Annotated in this window: 17 protein-coding genes; 10 read left to right on the top strand and 7 right to left on the bottom strand. The window is 53.5% G+C overall.

The window, feature by feature from the left end:
• Positions 1-507: 507 nt before the first annotated feature.
• Positions 508-3,288 carry a flavocytochrome c gene (locus tag AC2FAP_RS09240; RefSeq protein ID WP_014170755.1) on the top strand — a complete coding sequence of 927 codons (2,781 nt, stop codon included), beginning with the start codon at positions 508-510 and terminating at the stop codon, positions 3,286-3,288.
• A 65-nt stretch (positions 3,289-3,353) separates the two neighbouring features.
• The gene (locus tag AC2FAP_RS09235; protein WP_449541774.1) at positions 3,354-4,316 is read left to right on the top strand and encodes an FAD:protein FMN transferase; all 963 of its coding nucleotides are present in this window, start codon (positions 3,354-3,356) and stop codon (positions 4,314-4,316) included.
• Here AC2FAP_RS09235 and dcuR read toward each other — a convergent pair.
• Together dcuR and AC2FAP_RS09225 are read right to left on the bottom strand one after the other, a co-directional pair.
• On the bottom strand, positions 4,297-5,016 hold the full coding sequence (gene dcuR / locus AC2FAP_RS09230; protein ID WP_014170753.1) for a two-component system response regulator DcuR: 720 nt from the start codon (positions 5,014-5,016) through the stop codon (positions 4,297-4,299). The genes AC2FAP_RS09235 and dcuR overlap by 20 nt on opposite strands.
• A complete protein-coding gene (locus AC2FAP_RS09225; protein WP_328704438.1) occupies positions 5,013-6,629 on the bottom strand; it encodes a sensor histidine kinase in 1,617 nt (538 codons plus the stop codon). Before AC2FAP_RS09225 ends, dcuR begins: the two co-directional genes overlap by 4 nt.
• A 164-nt stretch (positions 6,630-6,793) precedes the next feature.
• Between AC2FAP_RS09225 and AC2FAP_RS09220 the strand changes: the two genes are divergently transcribed.
• Entirely contained in the window at positions 6,794-7,657 is an 864-nt protein-coding gene (locus tag AC2FAP_RS09220) for an N-acetylmuramic acid 6-phosphate etherase (RefSeq protein WP_044858313.1), read from the top strand.
• A 56-nt stretch (positions 7,658-7,713) separates the two neighbouring features.
• Here AC2FAP_RS09220 and ompC read toward each other — a convergent pair whose 3' ends face one another.
• Positions 7,714-8,880 carry a porin OmpC gene (ompC, locus tag AC2FAP_RS09215; protein WP_063156600.1) on the bottom strand — a complete coding sequence of 389 codons (1,167 nt, stop codon included), beginning with the start codon at positions 8,878-8,880 and terminating at the stop codon, positions 7,714-7,716.
• A gap of 352 nt (positions 8,881-9,232) precedes the next feature.
• Here ompC and AC2FAP_RS09210 point away from each other — a divergent pair, with 352 nt between their 5' ends.
• The 3 genes from AC2FAP_RS09210 (at position 9,233) to AC2FAP_RS09200 (ending at position 11,883) form a co-directional block, all read left to right on the top strand.
• Positions 9,233-9,934 (top strand): phosphohydrolase, encoded by a 702-nt coding sequence (locus AC2FAP_RS09210; RefSeq protein WP_449541782.1) that lies wholly within the window; start codon positions 9,233-9,235, stop codon positions 9,932-9,934.
• A 61-nt stretch (positions 9,935-9,995) separates the two neighbouring features.
• Positions 9,996-11,411, top strand: coding sequence for a DNA cytosine methyltransferase (locus tag AC2FAP_RS09205; RefSeq protein ID WP_047355482.1), 1,416 nt, complete (start codon positions 9,996-9,998; stop codon positions 11,409-11,411).
• Entirely contained in the window at positions 11,392-11,883 is a 492-nt protein-coding gene (locus tag AC2FAP_RS09200; RefSeq protein WP_221716842.1) for a very short patch repair endonuclease, read from the top strand. The genes AC2FAP_RS09205 and AC2FAP_RS09200 overlap by 20 nt, the downstream gene beginning before the upstream one ends.
• On the opposite strand, the gene yedA is transcribed toward AC2FAP_RS09200, so the two are convergent.
• On the bottom strand, positions 11,855-12,769 hold the full coding sequence (gene yedA / locus AC2FAP_RS09195; protein WP_138013990.1) for a drug/metabolite exporter YedA: 915 nt from the start codon (positions 12,767-12,769) through the stop codon (positions 11,855-11,857). The genes AC2FAP_RS09200 and yedA overlap by 29 nt on opposite strands.
• Positions 12,770-12,947: 178 nt before the next feature.
• Here yedA and AC2FAP_RS09190 point away from each other — a divergent pair, with 178 nt between their 5' ends.
• The 3 genes from AC2FAP_RS09190 (at position 12,948) to dgcQ (ending at position 15,894) form a co-directional block, all read left to right on the top strand.
• Complete coding sequence (locus AC2FAP_RS09190) at positions 12,948-13,859, top strand: DUF808 domain-containing protein (protein ID WP_020883330.1); 912 nt, start codon at positions 12,948-12,950, stop codon at positions 13,857-13,859.
• 78 nt (positions 13,860-13,937) lie between these two features.
• Positions 13,938-14,120, top strand: coding sequence for a YodC family protein (locus AC2FAP_RS09185; RefSeq protein WP_014170745.1), 183 nt, complete (start codon positions 13,938-13,940; stop codon positions 14,118-14,120).
• 73 nt (positions 14,121-14,193) lie between these two features.
• Positions 14,194-15,894 carry a cellulose biosynthesis regulator diguanylate cyclase DgcQ gene (gene dgcQ, locus AC2FAP_RS09180; protein WP_044867762.1) on the top strand — a complete coding sequence of 567 codons (1,701 nt, stop codon included), beginning with the start codon at positions 14,194-14,196 and terminating at the stop codon, positions 15,892-15,894.
• Here the strand turns inward: dgcQ and AC2FAP_RS09175 are convergent.
• On the bottom strand, positions 15,879-16,679 hold the full coding sequence (locus tag AC2FAP_RS09175; RefSeq protein ID WP_032680681.1) for a mannosyl-3-phosphoglycerate phosphatase-related protein: 801 nt from the start codon (positions 16,677-16,679) through the stop codon (positions 15,879-15,881). The two genes, dgcQ and AC2FAP_RS09175, sit on opposite strands and share 16 nt — an antisense overlap.
• Before the next feature lie 302 nt (positions 16,680-16,981).
• Positions 16,982-17,209: a YodD family peroxide/acid resistance protein gene (yodD, locus tag AC2FAP_RS09170; RefSeq protein WP_008500310.1), complete on the bottom strand. Its 228-nt coding sequence runs from the start codon at positions 17,207-17,209 to the stop codon at positions 16,982-16,984.
• A gap of 129 nt (positions 17,210-17,338) precedes the next feature.
• On the opposite strand from yodD, the gene dsrB reads away from it, so the two are divergent.
• Positions 17,339-17,527 (top strand): protein DsrB, encoded by a 189-nt coding sequence (gene dsrB, locus AC2FAP_RS09165; protein ID WP_020883333.1) that lies wholly within the window; start codon positions 17,339-17,341, stop codon positions 17,525-17,527.
• 104 nt (positions 17,528-17,631) lie between these two features.
• Here dsrB and rcsA read toward each other — a convergent pair whose 3' ends face one another.
• Positions 17,632-18,255, bottom strand: a complete 624-nt coding sequence (rcsA, locus tag AC2FAP_RS09160; protein ID WP_008500313.1) for a transcriptional regulator RcsA — start codon at positions 18,253-18,255, stop codon at positions 17,632-17,634.
• Positions 18,256-18,370 lie beyond the last annotated feature (115 nt).

Genomic DNA, 18,370 nt, shown 5'->3' with positions numbered 1-18,370 from the left:
CTATTTCAGTAATAGCGATTTAACGCATTTTTGATGCGCTAAATTAAAAATTGATGATATTTATATATTGCGCCTTTGACTGTCTCGATGCTTGATCGCGATCAAGAAAATAGAGTTGCGGTGGTGTTTTTGTTCAACTGATAATAACCACTCTGGCGTATGTGGGTATTATTTATTTTGATATGTATTTTACTCAATGTTGTTAACATTTCAAATAACCATTTTAATATAACTATATGTTTTTAATGGTTTGTTTTTGTCTCTTGGGATCGTGAAAAGGTCATTGATACGTTAACAGTGTTTAAAGGATTGTGAATAGAGTAATTAATATTGCTAACACCAATGTGTTATTAATGTTATTGAGGGGATTAAATAGTTTTTTAACTAACGTAATAGCTTTAGAAACTAAAAAAATCATTATATTAGTATTATGACATCGGAATAAAAAATCGAAATAAAACTGAGCCCGATAACGAATTCTTAATTTTAAAGTTTGGAGTTTCTATTATGAGCACTAACGAACGTATTCTAAGCCCCTTCACATTACCGAATGGTACCGAACTGAAAAACCGTTTGTTAATGGCCCCTATGACGACCTGTACCGGTTATTACGACGGTACGGTGACCAGCGAGCTGGTTGAGTACTATCGCGCCCGCTCAGGCAGTATTGGTACCATTATTGTTGAGTGCTGCTTTGTTGACGATCTCGGTCTCGCCTTCCCGGGTGCGATTGGCATTGATAACGACGAGAAAATCGCCGGGCTGGCGAAGATCGCTGAGGCGATTAAGTCCAAAGGATCTAAAGCGCTGCTGCAGATCTACCACGGCGGCCGCATGGTTGATCCGAAACTGATCGGTGGCCGCACGCCGGTGGGGCCAAGTGCCGTTGCCGCGCCACGTGACGGCGCCGCCACGCCGGTTGCCCTGACGGGGGAAGAAGTCGAAGGGATGATCGGTAAGTTCGGTGAAGCAGTACGCCGTGCGATTCAGGCGGGTTTCGATGGCGTTGAAATCCATGGGGCCAACACCTATTTGATTCAGCAGTTCTACTCTCCAAACTCTAACCAGCGTGACGACGAGTGGGGTGGCAGCCGCGATAACCGCGCGAAATTCCCGCTGGCCGTGCTCGACATCACCCATAAAATGGTGCGCCAGTACGCCGATGACGCCTTTATCATCGGCTATCGCTTCTCCCCTGAAGAGCTGGAAGAGCCGGGCATCCGCTTTGAAGACACCATGTACCTGCTGGAAAAGCTGGCCGCGCGCGGTGTGGATTACCTGCACTTCTCCGTTGGCGCAACCCTGCGTCCTTCTATTGTCGACACGCAGGATCCGACCCCGCTTATCGAAAAATACCGCGCAATGCGTTCTGACACGCTGGCGCAGGTGCCGGTCATGGGCGTCGGTGGCGTGGTCAATGCCGCGGATGCGAACGAGGCGCTGGAACATGGCTACGATCTTATCGCCGTAGGCCGCGCCACCATCGCCTATCCGGACTGGACAGACCGCATCGCGGCGGGAGAAACGCTGGAACTGTTTATGGACAGCACCCGACGCGAAGCGCTAAGCATCCCTGAGCCGCTGTGGCGTTTCTCGCTGGTGGAGGCGATGATCCGCGATATGAGCATGGGTGAATCGAAATTTAAACCGGGCATGTTTATTGAGAATGTTCGGGACGATAGCAACGAACTGGTGATTAACGTCAGCCTGGAGACCGACCGCATCGCCGACATTGAACTGGCTTCTGGCCCGACCCAGGACGTTGAGTTTGTCACCAGCTTCGAAGAGATCCGCACCCGTATTCTGGATGCAAACACCCCGCACGTGGATGCCATTACCGGTGCAACCAGCCAGAGTGAAGCGGTCAAAAAAGCGGTGTCCAAAGCCATGCTGAAATCCAGCAAAGCGCTGGCAGCCGAAGAGGGTGTCGACCCGAACGAGACCCGAAGCGTTGACGTTGTGGTGGTCGGTAGCGGTGGCGCGGGTCTGGCCGCAGCAATCCAGGCGCATGACGAAGGCGCAAGCGTGCTGATTGTCGAGAAAATGCCCTCCATCGGCGGTAACACCATTAAAGCGTCTGCGGGGATGAACGCCGCGGAAACACGCTTCCAGCGGGTGAAAGGGATTCAGGACAGCAAAGAGCTGTTTTATCAGGAAAGCCTGAAAGGCGGTAAAAACAAGAACAACCCGGAACTGTTGCGCCGCTTTGTGGAAAATGCCCCACAGGCGATCGAGTGGCTGGCGACCCGCGGCATTATGCTCAACGACATCACCACTACCGGCGGGATGAGCATCGACCGTACTCACCGTCCAAAAGACGGTTCTGCGGTGGGCGGCTATCTGATTAGCGGCCTGGTGCGTAACGTCAACAAACGCAACATCGAGGTCATGCTCGATACGTCGGTCAGCGACATTCTCTTCGAGAACGGCGAAGTCACCGGCGTACGTCTGACCACGGAAGAAAACGAAACCCTTACCGTAGCAACCAAAAGCGTCATTGTGGCTACCGGTGGTTTCAGCGCCAATAGCCAGATGGTGGTGAAGTACCGTCCTGACCTGGAAGGTTTCGTGACCACCAACCACAAAGGGGCGACAGGGGGCGGTATCGCGCTGCTGGAGCGTATTGGCGCCGGTACGGTCGATATGGGTGAAATCCAGATCCACCCAACCGTTGAGCAGAAAACCTCGTACCTGATTTCCGAATCCATCCGCGGTGGCGGGGCGATTCTGGTGAACCAGCAGGGGAACCGTTTCTTCAACGAGATGGAAACCCGCGATAAAGTCTCTGCACAAATTATCGCCCTGCCGGAGAAATACGCTTACATCGTCTTTGATGAGCATGTCCGCGCCAAAAACAAAGCGGCAGATGAGTACATCGCCAAAGGGTTTGTCACCAGCGCCAGCTCACCTAAAGCGCTGGCTGAAGCCCTGGGTATGGATTATCACGCTTTCCTGGCGACCCTGGAGCGTTACAACGGCTTTGTTGAAAAACAGCACGATGACGATTTTGGCCGTACGACCGCGCTGCGTGCGCCAATCAACGAAGGGCCATTCTATGCCATTCAGATTGCGCCGGGTGTGCACCACACCATGGGCGGTGTGACCATTAACACCGAAACCTGCGTACTGGACAGCAACCACAACGTGCTGCCAGGGGCATTTGCGGCCGGTGAAGTGGTCGGTGGTATCCACGGTGGTAACCGCATCGGGGGTAACGCGGTGGCAGATATCATTATTTTTGGTACGCTTGCCGGACATCAGGCGGCGATGCGCGCGAAAAGGGCGTAAGTCACCCGTAAGGGTATGCCGGATACGCACCGTGTATCCGGCATTTCAACCAGGGAGCTTGCACCATGTCTTCTGACCACCGCGTCTACAGTTACTCCGCCGTTCTGATGGGATCGCCCATTCTCCTGAAGCTTTTCGCTCATGATGAAGCCCTCGCTTCTCGCGTTTTTAGACTGATTAAACAGTATGAAGACCTGCTGACCGTCAACCGTGCCAGCTCGCAGGTGATGGATATCAACCATGCTGCTGGTCTGCATCCTGTCACCGTCAGTCGCCCGGTTTTTGAGCTTATCCGCTGTGCGAAAGCGGCAAGCCAGCTCAAGGACAGCGCATTCAACCTGGCCATCGGCCCACTGGTGAAACGCTGGAAAATCGGTTTTCGGGGAGATAGCGTTCCGCCTGCCGATGAAATCGCGTCGTTGCTCGCCATTACCCGTCCTGAGGATGTGGTCCTTGATGAGGCCAGCAGCAGCGTGTTCCTGACCCGGGCGGGCATGGAGATTGATCTGGGGGCCATCGCCAAAGGCTATATCGCCGACAGAGTGCGCGATTACCTGCGTAAAGAGGGCGCTCAACTGGGGCTTATTAATCTTGGCGGTAATATCCAGACGCTGGGTTCACCGGAAGGGGGCTGGAGCGTGGGGCTCAAAAAACCGTTCGCCGGGGAGGCGCTGATCGGTACGATGAACGTAGAGAACATGTCGGTGGTGACATCGGGTACCTACGAACGCTTTTTTGAGCAGAACGGCAGGCGTTATCACCACATACTTGACCCGCGCACCGGCTATCCGTTGGATAATGAACTGGACAGCGTCACCATCATTTCGAAAAACTCCATTGACGGTGATATCTGGACCACGCTGATGTACGGCATGGGCGTCAGTAAAGGCTGTTCAGCGCTGCGTGCACGACCCGACATTGAAGCAATCTTCGTGACCAAAACAAAAGAAGTGGTGCTCTCTTCAGCGCACCACTTCCGCTTTACCTTACTGGATAACAGCTACCGCGTTACTGACAGTACTGCTTGAGCAGTGCCGTCTGCTCGGGCTGCAGGCGATAGCGATACACCGGCCGCCCGGTGGCACCGTAGTGAATGCTGGTGAACAGAATGTTGATTTGCGCCAGCCAGATCAGGTATTTGCGACAGGACACGCGCGAGATATTAACCGCGTTTGCCAGATCATCGGTGGAAAACTCCGTCTCCGGGTGCGCATCAATCCACTGACAAATCGTACGCAGCGTTTGCGGCGTTAACCCTTTCGGCAGTTTTTTACTGTCCGCCAGTTCCGGCGCACCGCCGTGGATCAATCTGTCGACGTCGGCTTGCTCATAGTACTGATGCGATCCCATCAGGCTGTGCTTTGCCTTCCAGCCGTTCAGCGCCTCTTCAAAACGCGGGAACTGGAACGGTTTAATCAGATAATCCACCACACCGTAATGGATGGAGGTCTGGATGGTGGCGGCATCGGCGGCGGAGGAGATCATAATGACATCAATCGGCCGGCCTGAGGCACGGATGACGGGAAGGAGATCCAGCCCGTTATCCTGCTGCATATAGACATCCAGCAGCACCAGATCGACAGGCTGGCTGGGGTCGTTAATGATGGCCCTGGCCTGGTTGAGCGTGGAGGCGACGCCGCAGCAGCTAAAGCCTTCAACACGGTTGACATACAGACGGTTGAGGTCGGCCACCATGGCGTCATCATCGACAATTAACACATTTATCACGCGATATTCCTCTCGCTATCCCAGGGGATGTGAACAAAAAATTGGGTAAATACGCCAGGCTCAGACTCGACGGTAATATCTCCGCCCAGGTTCTGGATCTGCTGACGAGCAAGGAACAGCCCAACGCCGCGATTTTCGCCTTTGGTTGAGAAGCCCTTTGTAAAAACAGCCTCGAGCTGAGCCGGATCAATACCGGGGCCATCGTCGCTGACTTCGCAACTGAGCCAGCCATTCTGATAATGTAGCAGCAGGCCAATTTCGCCTTCCTGCTGTCCTGCCATCGCGTCGAGCGCGTTTTCAATGAGGTTACCCAGCACGGTAATCAGCACCGCAACCTGCTCTTCGTTGGCGGTATCCGGTATCTGGCACTCATCGGCCAGCGTCAGGGCGATCCCAGCTTCCTTAGCCCGGTTGATTTTACCCAGCAGGAACCCGGCTATCACCGGAGATTTAACTTTGCTCTGAATGGTACCAATATCGGTCTGATAATTATGCGCCGTCTGGATGATGTACTCTTCAAGTTTGTCGTAGCGCTTCATATGCAGCAGCCCGAGGATCACGTGCAGTTTGTTCATAAACTCGTGCGTATGGGAGCGCAGGGCATCGACATAATTGACCATGCCATCAATACGCTGCATCAGCTGGCTGATTTCCGTTTTATCGCGAAAAGTGGTGATGGCACCAATAACCCGCTCCTGGCTTTTAACAGGCACCATGTTGCACAGCAAGAGTCGCCCGTTGCAGCTGATCTCCTGATCCTTGCGTGCAATGCCACTCTTCGAGACTTCCCGCAGGCTTGCCAGCAGGGGAGCACTGGCATTTTCGGTCTGTTTGCCGGAAGGCAGAAGCAATATTTCTCTGGCGGTGTGGTTAATCATCGTCACCCGCCCCTGAATATCCACGGCCAGAACCCCTTCGCGAAGCGACTGCAGCATCGCCTGCCGCTGTTCGAACAGCGCAGAGATCTCATACGGCTCAAGGCCGAACAGGATACGTTTGAGCACGCGAACCAGACCCCAGATGGCCAGCGAGCTCATCAATATACTGAATAATATGGTCCAGACGGCGTTAAGCCGCCCACGGGCAATCTGATCTTCCACTTTTTTAAGGGAGATGCCGACCACCACCACGCCGATCTGCTCGTGCTGGCTATCAAAGACGGGAGTAAAGACGCGAAGCGCTTCCGCGAGGGCACCCCGGTTAACGGCGACATGCTCCTTTCCTTCCAGCGCGGGCGTCAGGTCATCGCCGATAAAGTGCAGACCTAACAGGGCTTCGTTCGGGTGCGAGTAACGAATACCGCGCATGTCGGTGACCACGGTGAAGAGCAGGTCGTTGCGCCTGGTGACCGCCTGGGCGATGGGCTGAATAATATCCGCCTGGGGAGCCTGCATCAGACCGCGTTGAATTTCGGGACTGTCGGCCAGCGTTCGCGCGATACCAAGGGCCGTATCCTTAACATCATCGCGGGTGGCGCGGGTGATTTGGACGGAATAGAGCGCAAATACCAACAGCAGCACAGAACCGATAATCGCGCACACCATTAACGTGACCAGGGTGTTCAGTTTCATGGGGCGCTTGCGCGTCAGGGGGAAGGGCTGCAAATCGCTCATCAAAACTCCGCGATGATTAAGAAAGGGGTAATTATCGCCGATGACGCGCGTTTCTTAAAGCCATGTAAAGGCATGGATTCGGTCCTCTTTTCGTGACCCTCCTCGCAGGTCACCTGTCTAAAACACTTTATAGTGTAGGGGTACTCATAATAAGGAGGTTGTTTATGAGCATTACGCTTACCGGTTCGGTCAAGGAAAGACGGCACGCCAGCACGATGAATATCGATAGATTGTCCACGCTGGACATGCTGAAAGTCATTCATCAGGATGATGCCCTCATCTCCGCTGCAATAACCCCATGTTTAACAACGATCGCCCGCGTGGTGGATAACGCCGCTGCGACCCTGAGTCACGGTGGTCGTCTGGTCATTGTTGGCGCCGGTCCGTCAGGCCGTGTCGTGCAGCAGGCAGCCGATGAGTATGCCCCGGGAAAAACGCCTGTGATCGCCATAACGGCGGGAGAGGAGGCGGGCAGCTACGAGCGCGGTGTCGCTGACCTGCAGGCCATCAAATTTGGTGAACAGGATATGATGCTGGCGGTCACCGTCAGCGGCAAAACACCGTGGGTCTGGGGCGCGATGCGCCATGCGTGGTCGTTGGGTTCCCCGGTCGCGGCTATTACGGATGACGCGCAAAGTGAAGCCGCGCAGCTGGCGAGCATGGTGATTGCCCCGGAGCTTGGCGCGGACGCGATCGCGGGTTATATCAATACCAAAGCCGGGATCGCACAAAAAATGATCCTGACCATGATAACCACCGGCCTGGCGGTTCGAACCGGACGCGTGTTCAGCAACCTGCGCGTGGATCTGGACGCCAGCAACACCAAATGGTCTGAACGACAAATTGCCATCGTCATGGAAGCGGGGGGATGCACCCGGTCAGCGGCGAAAGCCGCGCTGGAGAGCTGCAACCATAACTGTAAAACAGCGGTGCTGATGGTGCTGACAGGGCTGGATGCCTGGAAGGCGCATGAACTGCTGGCGCAGAACAACGGCTTTATTCGTTTGGCACTGCAGGAAGCTCCGTAACATTTCTCTGTTGAATAAAAAAAGCCCGCGATGCGGGCTTTTATCATAGTGGGAAGTTAGAACTGGTACGTCATACCTACGCCAACGATGTCATCTGTAGAGATGCCGTTTGCTTCGTAGAAGCTTTCGTCGTTGTCCAGCATGTTGATTTTGTAATCAACATAGGTGGAGAAGTTTTTGTTAAAGCTGTAGGTCATACCGACGTCGATATAGTTAACCAGATCCATGTCGCCATGCTGGCCCTGTGGGTTACCCGCATTGCCAGGATAAGTCATGTCCTTGCCTTTGGAGTAAACCCATGCCAGGGACGGACGCAGGCCGAAGTCGAACTGGTATTGCGCCACGGCTTCAAAGTTCTGCGTCTCATCCGCAATCCCGGTATCGCCATATGGCGTCATATTACGGGTTTGCGCATACATCATCGCCAGATAAACGCTGTTGGCATCATATTTCGCGCCAACGGTCCACGCTTCCGCAGTCTTACCGCCGGCGAAACGTGCGCTGTCTTGTATACCCTTCGCTTCCTGCTCATTGGTACGGTCAGAAGAGGAGTAGGCCGCGCCTAAGGTCAGGCCAGACAGATCGCCGGAGAAATCATAGCTAGTGGACATACCGAAGCCATCACCGTTCTGGAAACGCACGTCGTTATGACCGTTCTTGGTCCCTTCCTGATCTTCTGTTGCGTCCTGACCTTCGTTTGCCCCCTGATACTGCAGCGCAAAATTCAGACCCTCAACCAGGCCGAAGAAATCGGCATTACGGTAGGTCGCCACACCGTTTGCACGGCCGACCATGAAGTTGTCGGTCCAGGTATAAGAATCGCCCCCAAATACGGGCAGCATATCGGTCCAGGCTTCAACATCATACACGACGCCGTAATTACGACCGTAATCGAATGAACCGTATTCGCCATATTTCAGGCCAGCGTACGCCAGACGGTTAAATGAAGTATCACCGGCACTTTCGGTATTATTGGCGTAGGTTTTATATTCCCACTGGCCATAACCAATAACATCGTTAGTGATTTGTGTTTCGCCTTTGAAACCAATTTGTACATAGGTTTCATCGCCATCATCCCCAGGGTGATCAGAGAAAGTATGACGCGCATCGATCTTACCGTACAGATCAACTTTATTGCCGTTTTTGTTATACATTTCAGCTGCATGTGCTGCGCCAGCCATTAATAATGCGGGTACGAGAATTGCCAGAACTTTTCTTTTCATTATATATTCCCTTTAAAGATAATTAATATGAATATATGTAATCACTCTCTGTTATTACAGGATTGATACTATTCTACGCAATGTCATTTTGGTTCAAAAATAAATGTAATTAAAATCGTAGAAATATTGCAAAACATTTCTATCTGTCGCTTTATTTTTCTGGTGAATTAGAGTTTAGAATATATAGAAATAAATTATCATTAAGTATTTAGCGGCAGTATTATTTAATATCTCCAATTGATATTAAATATATTTCCTCGGGAATGCAGGGTACACGCGTCCCTGTCAGGACAAGCCGTGATAGCGGCGGGGAAAGTTGCTATTGTAGCCGTTTTAACAACAGGACGTGATGATGGAACTTACGCAGTGGCAGTCTCGCTTTGAGCGTTGGCTCGATAAAAACCACGCGACCCACGACGCTGCGCATGATATTTCGCACTTTCGTCGTGTCTGGATGACGGCGCAAAAAATCATGGCGAACCAGGCGGTCGATTCACTGGTGGTACTGACCGCCTGTTATTTCCATGACATTGTCAGCCTGCCGAAAAACCATCCCCAACGCAGCCAGTCATCACGTCTGGCGGCCAGCAAGACGCTCGATATTCTGCGTCGCGATTTTCCGGATTTCTCCTCTGAACGCTATGCGGCCGTGGAGCATGCCATTGAAGCGCACAGTTTTAGCGCCGCTATTGTGCCGCACAGTCTTGAAGCCAAAATTGTTCAGGATGCTGACCGGCTGGAAGCACTTGGTGCTATTGGTCTTGCGCGCGTCTTTGCGGTATCGGGGGCGCTGGGCGTGGCGCTCTTTAACGCTGAAGACCCGTTTGCCGATGCGCGCACCCTTAATGACCGCGCCTTTGCCCTCGACCATTTTCAGACCAAGCTGCTGCGCTTGCCTGATACAATGCACACAGACGTGGGGCGCGAACTTGCGCAACACAACGCCGATTTTCTCATCCAGTTTATGGCGAAATTAAGTGCCGAATTACAGGGCGACTGCCTGGGGCTGGATAGCCAGGTGCTGAGCCGCTTCCGCCGCAGTTTGAGCGAGTGAACTGTGGTAATCTGTTTCCAGTCTTTATTCTCCGGTTAAAAGAATGCAGGAAAATCGATCAGTGAGTGAGCCCGCGCCAGAGCAGGCTGAGAAATCAACGGCAACGGTGCAGGCTTTATTGCGCCAGCTGCTGGATATCTATGATGCTAAAACGCTGGCGAATCAGCTGGTGGCGCACGGTGAGAGCCACTGGAGCCCGGCAATCCTGAAGAGACTGCTGACCAGCGAGCGGGCAGGGCAGCGTCTGAGTGAGGGCGAGTTTCGTTACCTGCAAAACCTGCTTCCGCGTCCTTCAGCCGCGCACCCGAACTATGCCTTCCGTTTTATCGATCTGTTTGCCGGCATTGGCGGCATTCGACACGGGTTTGAGGCCATTGGCGGGCAGTGTGTGTTTACCAGCGAGTGGAACAAACATGCGGTCCGTACCTACAAAGCCAACTGGTACTGCGATCCCCATGAACACCGTTTCAACGCCGATATCCGTGATGTTACGCTGAGCCACAAAAGCGGCGTGAGTGATGAAGAGGCGGCTGAGCACATTCGCCAGTCAATTCCGGCCCATGATGTCCTGCTGGCGGGTTTCCCGTGCCAGCCTTTCTCGCTGGCCGGTGTGTCGAAAAAGAATGCCCTCGGACGCGCCCACGGTTTTGCCTGCGATACGCAAGGCACGCTGTTCTTTGATGTTGTCCGCATTATCGATGCCCGTCGTCCGGCGATTTTCGTGCTGGAGAACGTCAAGAATCTCAAGAGCCATGACGGCGGAAAGACCTTCCGCATTATCATGCAAACGCTCGATGAGCTGGGGTATGACGTAGCGGACGCTCAGCATATGGGCGCGGATGACCCGAAAATCATCGACGGTAAACATTTTCTTCCGCAGCACCGCGAACGCATTGTGCTGGTTGGTTTTCGCCGCGACCTCAACCTGAAGGGGGATTTTACCCTGCGGGATATTCCCTCTTTATATCCTGCGCGTCGCCCAACCGTGGCCGACCTGCTGGAACCTGTCGTCGACGCGAAATTTATCCTCACCCCGGTGCTGTGGAAATACCTTTACCGCTATGCGAAAAAACACCAGGCCAAAGGCAACGGTTTTGGCTTCGGGATGGTTAATCCGAACGATCCGCACTGTGTGACGCGCACGTTGTCCGCTCGCTACTATAAAGATGGCGCAGAGATCCTGATCGACCGGGGCTGGGATAAAGCGCTGGGGGAGAAAGATTTTGACGATCCCGATAACCAGCGTCACCGTCCGCGCCGCTTAACGCCGCGTGAATGCGCTCGGCTGATGGGGTTTGAGACCCCGCAGGGTTACACCTTCCGCATTCCGGTGTCGGACACCCAGGCTTATCGGCAGTTTGGTAACTCGGTGGTTGTTCCCGCGTTTGCGGCGGTGGCAAAACTGCTCGCCTCCCGCATCAGACAGGCCGTGGCGTTACGTGAGAGTGAGGCCGTCAATGACGGATGTTCACAATAAGGCGACGCGCAGTAAAAACATGCGTGCCATCGGCACGCGTGATACCGCCATTGAAAAGCGGCTAGCCGGGCTGCTGACCGAGGCGGGGTTTGATTTCCGCGTGCAGGATGCCGCACTTGCGGGCCGTCCAGATTTCGTTATCGATGCGTATCAATGCATCATCTTTACCCACGGCTGTTTCTGGCATCACCACGACTGCTACCTGTTTAAGGTTCCCGCGACGCGTACGGATTTCTGGCTGGAGAAGATTGGCAAGAACGTCGCGCGGGACAACCGTGACCTTAGCACGCTTCTCGCGCAGGGCTGGCGGGTGTTGATTGTCTGGGAGTGCGCGCTGCGCGGCAGATTAAGACGTAACGATGCCGACCTGACAGAACGGCTGGAAGAGTGGATCTGCGGCGGCGGGCAGGCCGCGCAGATCGACACCCAGGGTATTCACCCGTTTACGGTTTCTCCACCTCACACGGCGTAACAACCGGCTTCGCAGGAAGCAAATATTTCCCCAGCGTTACCAGCACAACGGCAAAGACAATCACGCCCAGCGCCAGCCATTCCACCGGAGATAACGTTTCGCCCGCAAAGCTGGTGCCCAGCAGTACAGCAACCACCGGGTTCACGTAAGCGTAGCTGGTCGCGATCGCCGGCGAGACATTGCGGATCAAGAACATATAGGCGTTAATGGCGATGACAGAGCCAAATAATGCCAGGTAACCCACGGCCAGGAAGCCCGAAAGGTCCGGCATGGCTGTCAGTTTTTCGCCCGTCAGCGTTGAGGCAATCAGCAGCATAATTCCCGCCGCGAGCATCTCAATCGCGCCCGCCATCATGCCGGTTGGCAGCTCAATTCGTGAACCGTATACCGACCCAAATGCCCAGCTCATCGAGCCGATCAGGATAATCACTGCGCCCCACGGATTTCCGCTCAGGTTACCGCCGCTGTTGAGCAGGATGATCCCGGCAAGCCCGATCCCAATCCCTACCCATTCGAGCTTGCGGGTGCGGATGCCGAAAAGACGGCTAAAGCACAGGGTAAACAGCGGGACGGTCGCGACCACGACGGCGGCGATTCCGGACGGCACGTTCTGGTGCTCGGCGACCGTCACAAATCCATTCCCTATGGCCAGCAGCAGCAGGCCAATCAGGGCGGCATTGAGCATCGGGCGAAGCGGAGGCAGCTTATGGCCCCGTAACAGCAGGAAGGCCATCAGTAACACGCCCGCCGAGAGAAAGCGTACGCCCGCCATCATGAGCGGCGGCCAGCTCTCCACGCCGATACGAATGACAAAGTAGGTGGAACCCCAGATGATATACAGCGAAAAAAGTGCCCCAATGAGCGGTAGCAGTTGCCGGAAACGCATAATCCCTCGCGACAAAATGAAAAGGTCGCTGACAGTAAACGCCAAAACTATCGGCCTGGCGAGCGCTTTAATTGTGTAGTTGATGTGAATTTTTTGTTGACGTGAGGTGCCTGTTTCCGGGTTTACACTTTTGCTCCATACTATTCACTTAATTACCAAAAAAAGAAGGAATGAGATTTTGGCAGGAAGTAGCTTATTAACATTACTGGATGATATTGCCACCTTACTGGATGACATTTCGGTGATGGGAAAACTGGCGGCGAAGAAAACCGCCGGGGTTCTGGGAGACGATTTATCGCTCAACGCCCAGCAGGTGAGTGGCGTTCGGGCCAACCGTGAATTACCGGTGGTATGGGGCGTAGCGAAAGGCTCATTCCTGAATAAGGTGATCCTGGTGCCGCTTGCGCTGCTGATCAGCGCGTTTATCCCATGGGCGATCACGCCGCTGCTGATGATTGGCGGCGCATTTTTATGCTTCGAAGGCGCTGAGAAGATCCTGCACTCGTTCGCCGCACGTAAGAACAGCGACACGCCGGAAATGCGCCAGCAGCGTCTTGAGGCGCTGGCCGCGCAGGATCCTAAAACCTTCGAGCGTGATAAGGTGAAAGGTGCCATTCGTACCGACTTTATTCTGTCGGCGGAGATCGTGGCCATTACGTTAGGTATTGTCTCTGAAGCACCGCTTCTGAACCAGGTCCTGATCCTCTCCGGGATCGCCATTCTGGTCACGGTGGGGGTGTACGGGCTGGTGGGGCTTATCGTTAAGCTGGATGATATCGGCTACTGGCTGGAAGAAAAATCGAGCGCTATCGCCAAAGGTATCGGCAAAAGCCTGCTGGTGACCGCGCCCTGGCTGATGAAGAGCCTGTCAGTGGTTGGCACGCTGGCGATGTTCCTTGTCGGAGGCGGTATTGTGGTTCACGGTATCGCGCCGCTGCACCATGCTATTGAACATTTCGCCTCGGCGCAGGGCAGCATAGTGGCGGCAATTCTGCCCACGCTGCTTAATCTTGTGCTGGGCTTTATCATTGGCATTATCGTGGTTGGGGCCGTAAAACTGGTCGAAAAAATCCGCGGAACGTCGCACTAATTGTTACCTGTTGCGGGGTGCAAAAAGATCATTCCTCGTCTAAATTGAAAACGTTTCACCCTGATACAGGAGGCAGGTATGGTCTTTTTGGTCAGTGATGAAGTTAAGCCTAAGAAGGGCGGCCCACGTATGATTGTCACCGGGTATTCCAGCGGTATGGTGGAATGCCGGTGGCACGACGGTTATAGCATCAAGCGGGAAGCGTTCCGTGAAGATGAGCTTCAGCCGGGAGACGGGCAGCGCAAGCGAGACAAGGCTTAATGACATAACGCCCGGCTTTGCCGGGCGTTTTTACCTTCCGTATCCGGCGTCGGGCAGTAATCAGGGAGTGTGTGTGCAGCGCGAGACCTTTGTTGTAAGACGATCTTTTCTGCAATGGCTGCATATGCGTAGCAATCCGGGGTTGATTGTTAATCTCTGTTTTCTCATCGTACTGATATTTTCCACGCTCCTGACCTGGCGAGAGGTGGTGGTACTGGAAGATGCGTATATCTCCAGCCAGCGTAATCATCTGGAAACGGTAGCCACTTCGCTGGACCGGCAGTTACAGTACAGCGTGGATAAAATGCTTTTTTTCCGCAAAAGCATGCGTGATGCCATCCAGACGCCGCTGGCCTTTGATGTCCTGTATGAAGCGATTTCACGCTTTAACGCCTTTCGCACGCGCCCCAGCTGGCAGCTCGCCGTTGATAAAAAACGCACTCTCCCCATCAACGGCGTGTCGGATGCGTTCGTCGAAAAAACCACGTTGTTGAATCGTGATCCTGAGCGTATCAGCAATGAAATTTCTGCCGCCCTCGAAGTGGGGTATTTACTCCGACTGGCGTCCTCGGTGGGGCAAAGTGAAGAGCGGGTTATCTATGCGTCACGCGCCGGGTTTTACCTTGCGACGGACACGCCTGAACAGACGAGTGATATTAGCCAGCGCTATTACTATCTGGTTACCCAGCCGTGGTTTACCCAGCAGTCTGAACGTAACAATCGCGCTCGCGCGGTGCGCTGGTTTATCTCCAGCCCGTCGCCCTGGACCGGTGGTGAACGGATGATCACGGCCAGCGTACCGATCTATTTTGACCATTACTGGTATGGCGTTGTGGCGATGGATTTCTCATTGAAGACCATGAAACATCTGCTGGAAGAGGCAACGCAAGAGCGTACAGAGGGGGAATATCAGCTGTACGACACCCGGCTGAATATGATTGCCACGTCAGAAGAGACCGGTAGTCTGGTGAACCGGTTTGACGAACGCGAAACGGCGCAGATAGCGCACGCGATTGAGAACGATACCGGCGGGGGGATCCGCCTCGGAAGCCGCTTTATCAGCTGGGAGCGGCTCGATCACTTCGATGGTGTGATTTTACGCGTTCATACCCTGCATGAAGGCGTGAAGGGGGACTTCGGCAGTATCAGTATCGTGCTGGCGCTGCTCTGGGCACTCTTCACCGCTATGCTTCTTATCTCGTGGCTGGTTATCCGTCGGATGGTCAGCAATATGTATACGCTTCAGCACTCTTTGCAGTGGCAGGCCTGGCACGATCCGCTCACCCGCCTGAATAACCGTGGTGCCCTGTTTGAGCGTGCCAAAATGCTGTCGGAAAAATGTCGGCAGCAGTCGCTGCCGTTCTCGGTGATTCAAATCGATCTCGACCATTTTAAAAGCATTAACGATCGCTTTGGCCATCAGGCCGGGGACAAAGTGCTTTCCCATGCCGCAGGCCTGATTGGCAGCGCACTGCGCAAGAATGATGTTGCCGGACGCGTGGGTGGGGAAGAGTTCTGCGTGGTACTGCCCGGCAGCGGGCTTGAAGAGGCGAGGGGGATTGCGGAACGCATTCGCTCACGCATCAACAGTAAAGAGATCCTGGTGAAAAAGAGTACCACCGTGCGTATCAGTGCCTCACTGGGGGTAAGTAGCGCCCAGGAAAAGGACAATTACGATTTCGAACAGTTGCAGTCAGTGGCGGATGCCCGGTTGTATCAGGCCAAGCAGTGCGGGCGCAACCGGGTGTTCTGGCACGATCAGGATAAGAAGTGATCCAGCCCCTCCTGCCAGCCCGCGGGGCCGGGCTGTTGCGTGTGGTACACCCGGGCGGGGTTATCGTCGCGTAACGTGATGCCCTGCCGGTTAATGCCCTTAATCACCACGGCGTAGTCCACGCTGTCCAGCAGCGGGGCATCATTTGGACCATCGCCGAGCCCCAGGGTAACCGGCACAATGCCTTCCCGCGCACGGTACTGCTCAATCAGCCAGTCAACCGCAACGTCTTTACCGCAGCGAGCATCCAGAACATGCCAGAAGCGGGCTCCCTGCAGGCATTTCAGGCCGCACTGCGCCAGCGCCTCGTCAAATTGCGCCATTTTTTCATCGCTGTCGCGCCAGATGAGCGTGACGGAGGCTTCGTGTCGGCGCGCGAGGGTCGAACGATAGCGCGTCAGCCCCGTCCACTCGCTGATAACCCGTTCGTCGACGTCATCAAAGGTGGTGAATTTAAAGCCCCGCTGCTGGCGAATCTGGTCGATCAGCGGGCGAATGTCACGGTGCGTCATCCCCCTGATGTGGCGTTGACCTGTCTCCCAGCGCACGTCGGGCTGAATCACCGCGCCATTCTCAGCTATGAAGGGCAACCCCTCCAGGCCCAGATCCTGCTGGATATCCAGCATTTCTGCCGCGGTCTTGCTGCTGCAGAGAATAACCGGCACCTGGTTATCCTGGAGGGTGTCCAGCCAGGGCATGGCCGGTTGCCACTCGTACGTATGAATATCGAGCAACGAGCCGTCGAGATCGGAAAAGATCAGCAGGCTATCCTGCAATGAAGGCATAACGACTCCTGATAACTGACAAACCGCCGACTAAGAATATTCCTAAAAAAATTCCTAATGCTTAAGTGAGGCAAAAGGGTCTCTCTCCTGCCAAACCCGCATGCAGCGCATGTTGTCCCTCATAACTAAATTTATTATGTACCAAATATTATATTCGCCATGAGAATATATGCTTGTCATACAAAATGGTTGAGGATAGTGTTTTGTGTACATCAGATTTCCTGGTGTAACGAATTTTCAAGTGCTTCTTGCATAAGCAAGTTTTGATCCCGGCCATCCCCATGACCGGGATTTTTTTCGTCCTAACGATTTGCTTCAGACACGCTAAAATCGTGTATATCAAGCTCGAAGGCCTCCGCCAGTTCACGGTAGGTGTGATAATCCCTTCCGTTCACAATGACCCTGTCTGAATTGTCGTCCGAACGACGGACTTCTGACTCACTGATCTCATTGATGGCGGCCAGCAGGGCATCGACATCCACCTCAACCTCGCGTTTGATGGTGTCGCTGTACTCTTTGTCGGTCTTCATTACGGGGTACCTCATTTTGCCGTCTCCAACCCTAAGTATAGACTGCGCACAAAAACGCCATTCACACCGGGCAGCGATGCCAGTTAAGGCGTTTTGTTCTACACTGGCTCAAAACCAGAGGAGGAACGTATGAAGGTCAACGATCGGGTAACCGTTAAAACGGACGGTGGGCCGCGCCGCCCGGGTGTGGTCCTGGCAATTGAAGAGTTTAGTGAAGGCACGATGTACCTGGTATCACTTGAAGACTACCCGCTCGGCATCTGGTTTTTTAACGAACTGGGACACCCGGATGGCATCTTTGTAGAGAAAGCGCAATAGCATGGCGTCGGGTGGCGACTGGCGTGCCCGACACTGTCCACAGAAGCAAAAATCTCTGGCCAGGCCAGAGATCAAAGGTAGGGTGCAAAGGGTTTTTTTAGCGACTAACGCATGTTGACGAAAATCCCGTTCGTCACATTATCGGTGAGGCGTACCACGTGATAGATCACTTGCTTATTATGCGTTTTAATTTTCCTTTTAATATTTCCTTTATGTGACGAAACGGTTTTGGCTTTAATATTCATCTGGTCTGAGATCTGAATAGTCCCTTGCCCTGCCATCCACATTCGCAGCATGCTTGATTCAGTCCTGCTTAATGATAGGGTGGGTAAGTTAACCGCTCCTACATTTTTAACTTCTTTATTCAAATAATCACCCAGAATGTCATCCAGCGACTCTGGTTTAATCGATTTAGAACTGATCAATAAATTTTTACGAACCAACAAATACTCATCGAAATGGATATTCGCGATCGCCATAAAAACAATAAACAGGGTTTTTGGATGCTGATTAATGATTTGCTTAATGTGCTGACTGTTGGCTGGATCGTGAATGAAACAGTCCTCATTAATAAACACCACGCCTGGTTTAAGTTCGTCACAAGCGGCTGCGAGTTCGTCAACGGTGTGTGCATCGTTGATGTCTCTCTTTCTTACCCCTCTGCTTGCCAGGTACCCGGTTAACCCTAGCCGGGTGTAGCTGCATAAATCCATAATGATCGTTGACATGGCATACCCTCACTCAATGCGTAACGATAATTCACCATCTGCCTGAGAGCTCATAACAGCCATACGGGATGGAAAAAATTAATAAACCTGTGAGCATGACAAAGACTTTCAGGCG

The organism is Enterobacter cloacae complex sp. 394I7, assembly GCF_057320345.1.
The sequence above is the reverse complement of the archived record's forward strand: the minus strand, read 5'-3'. Positions and strand labels throughout refer to the sequence as shown.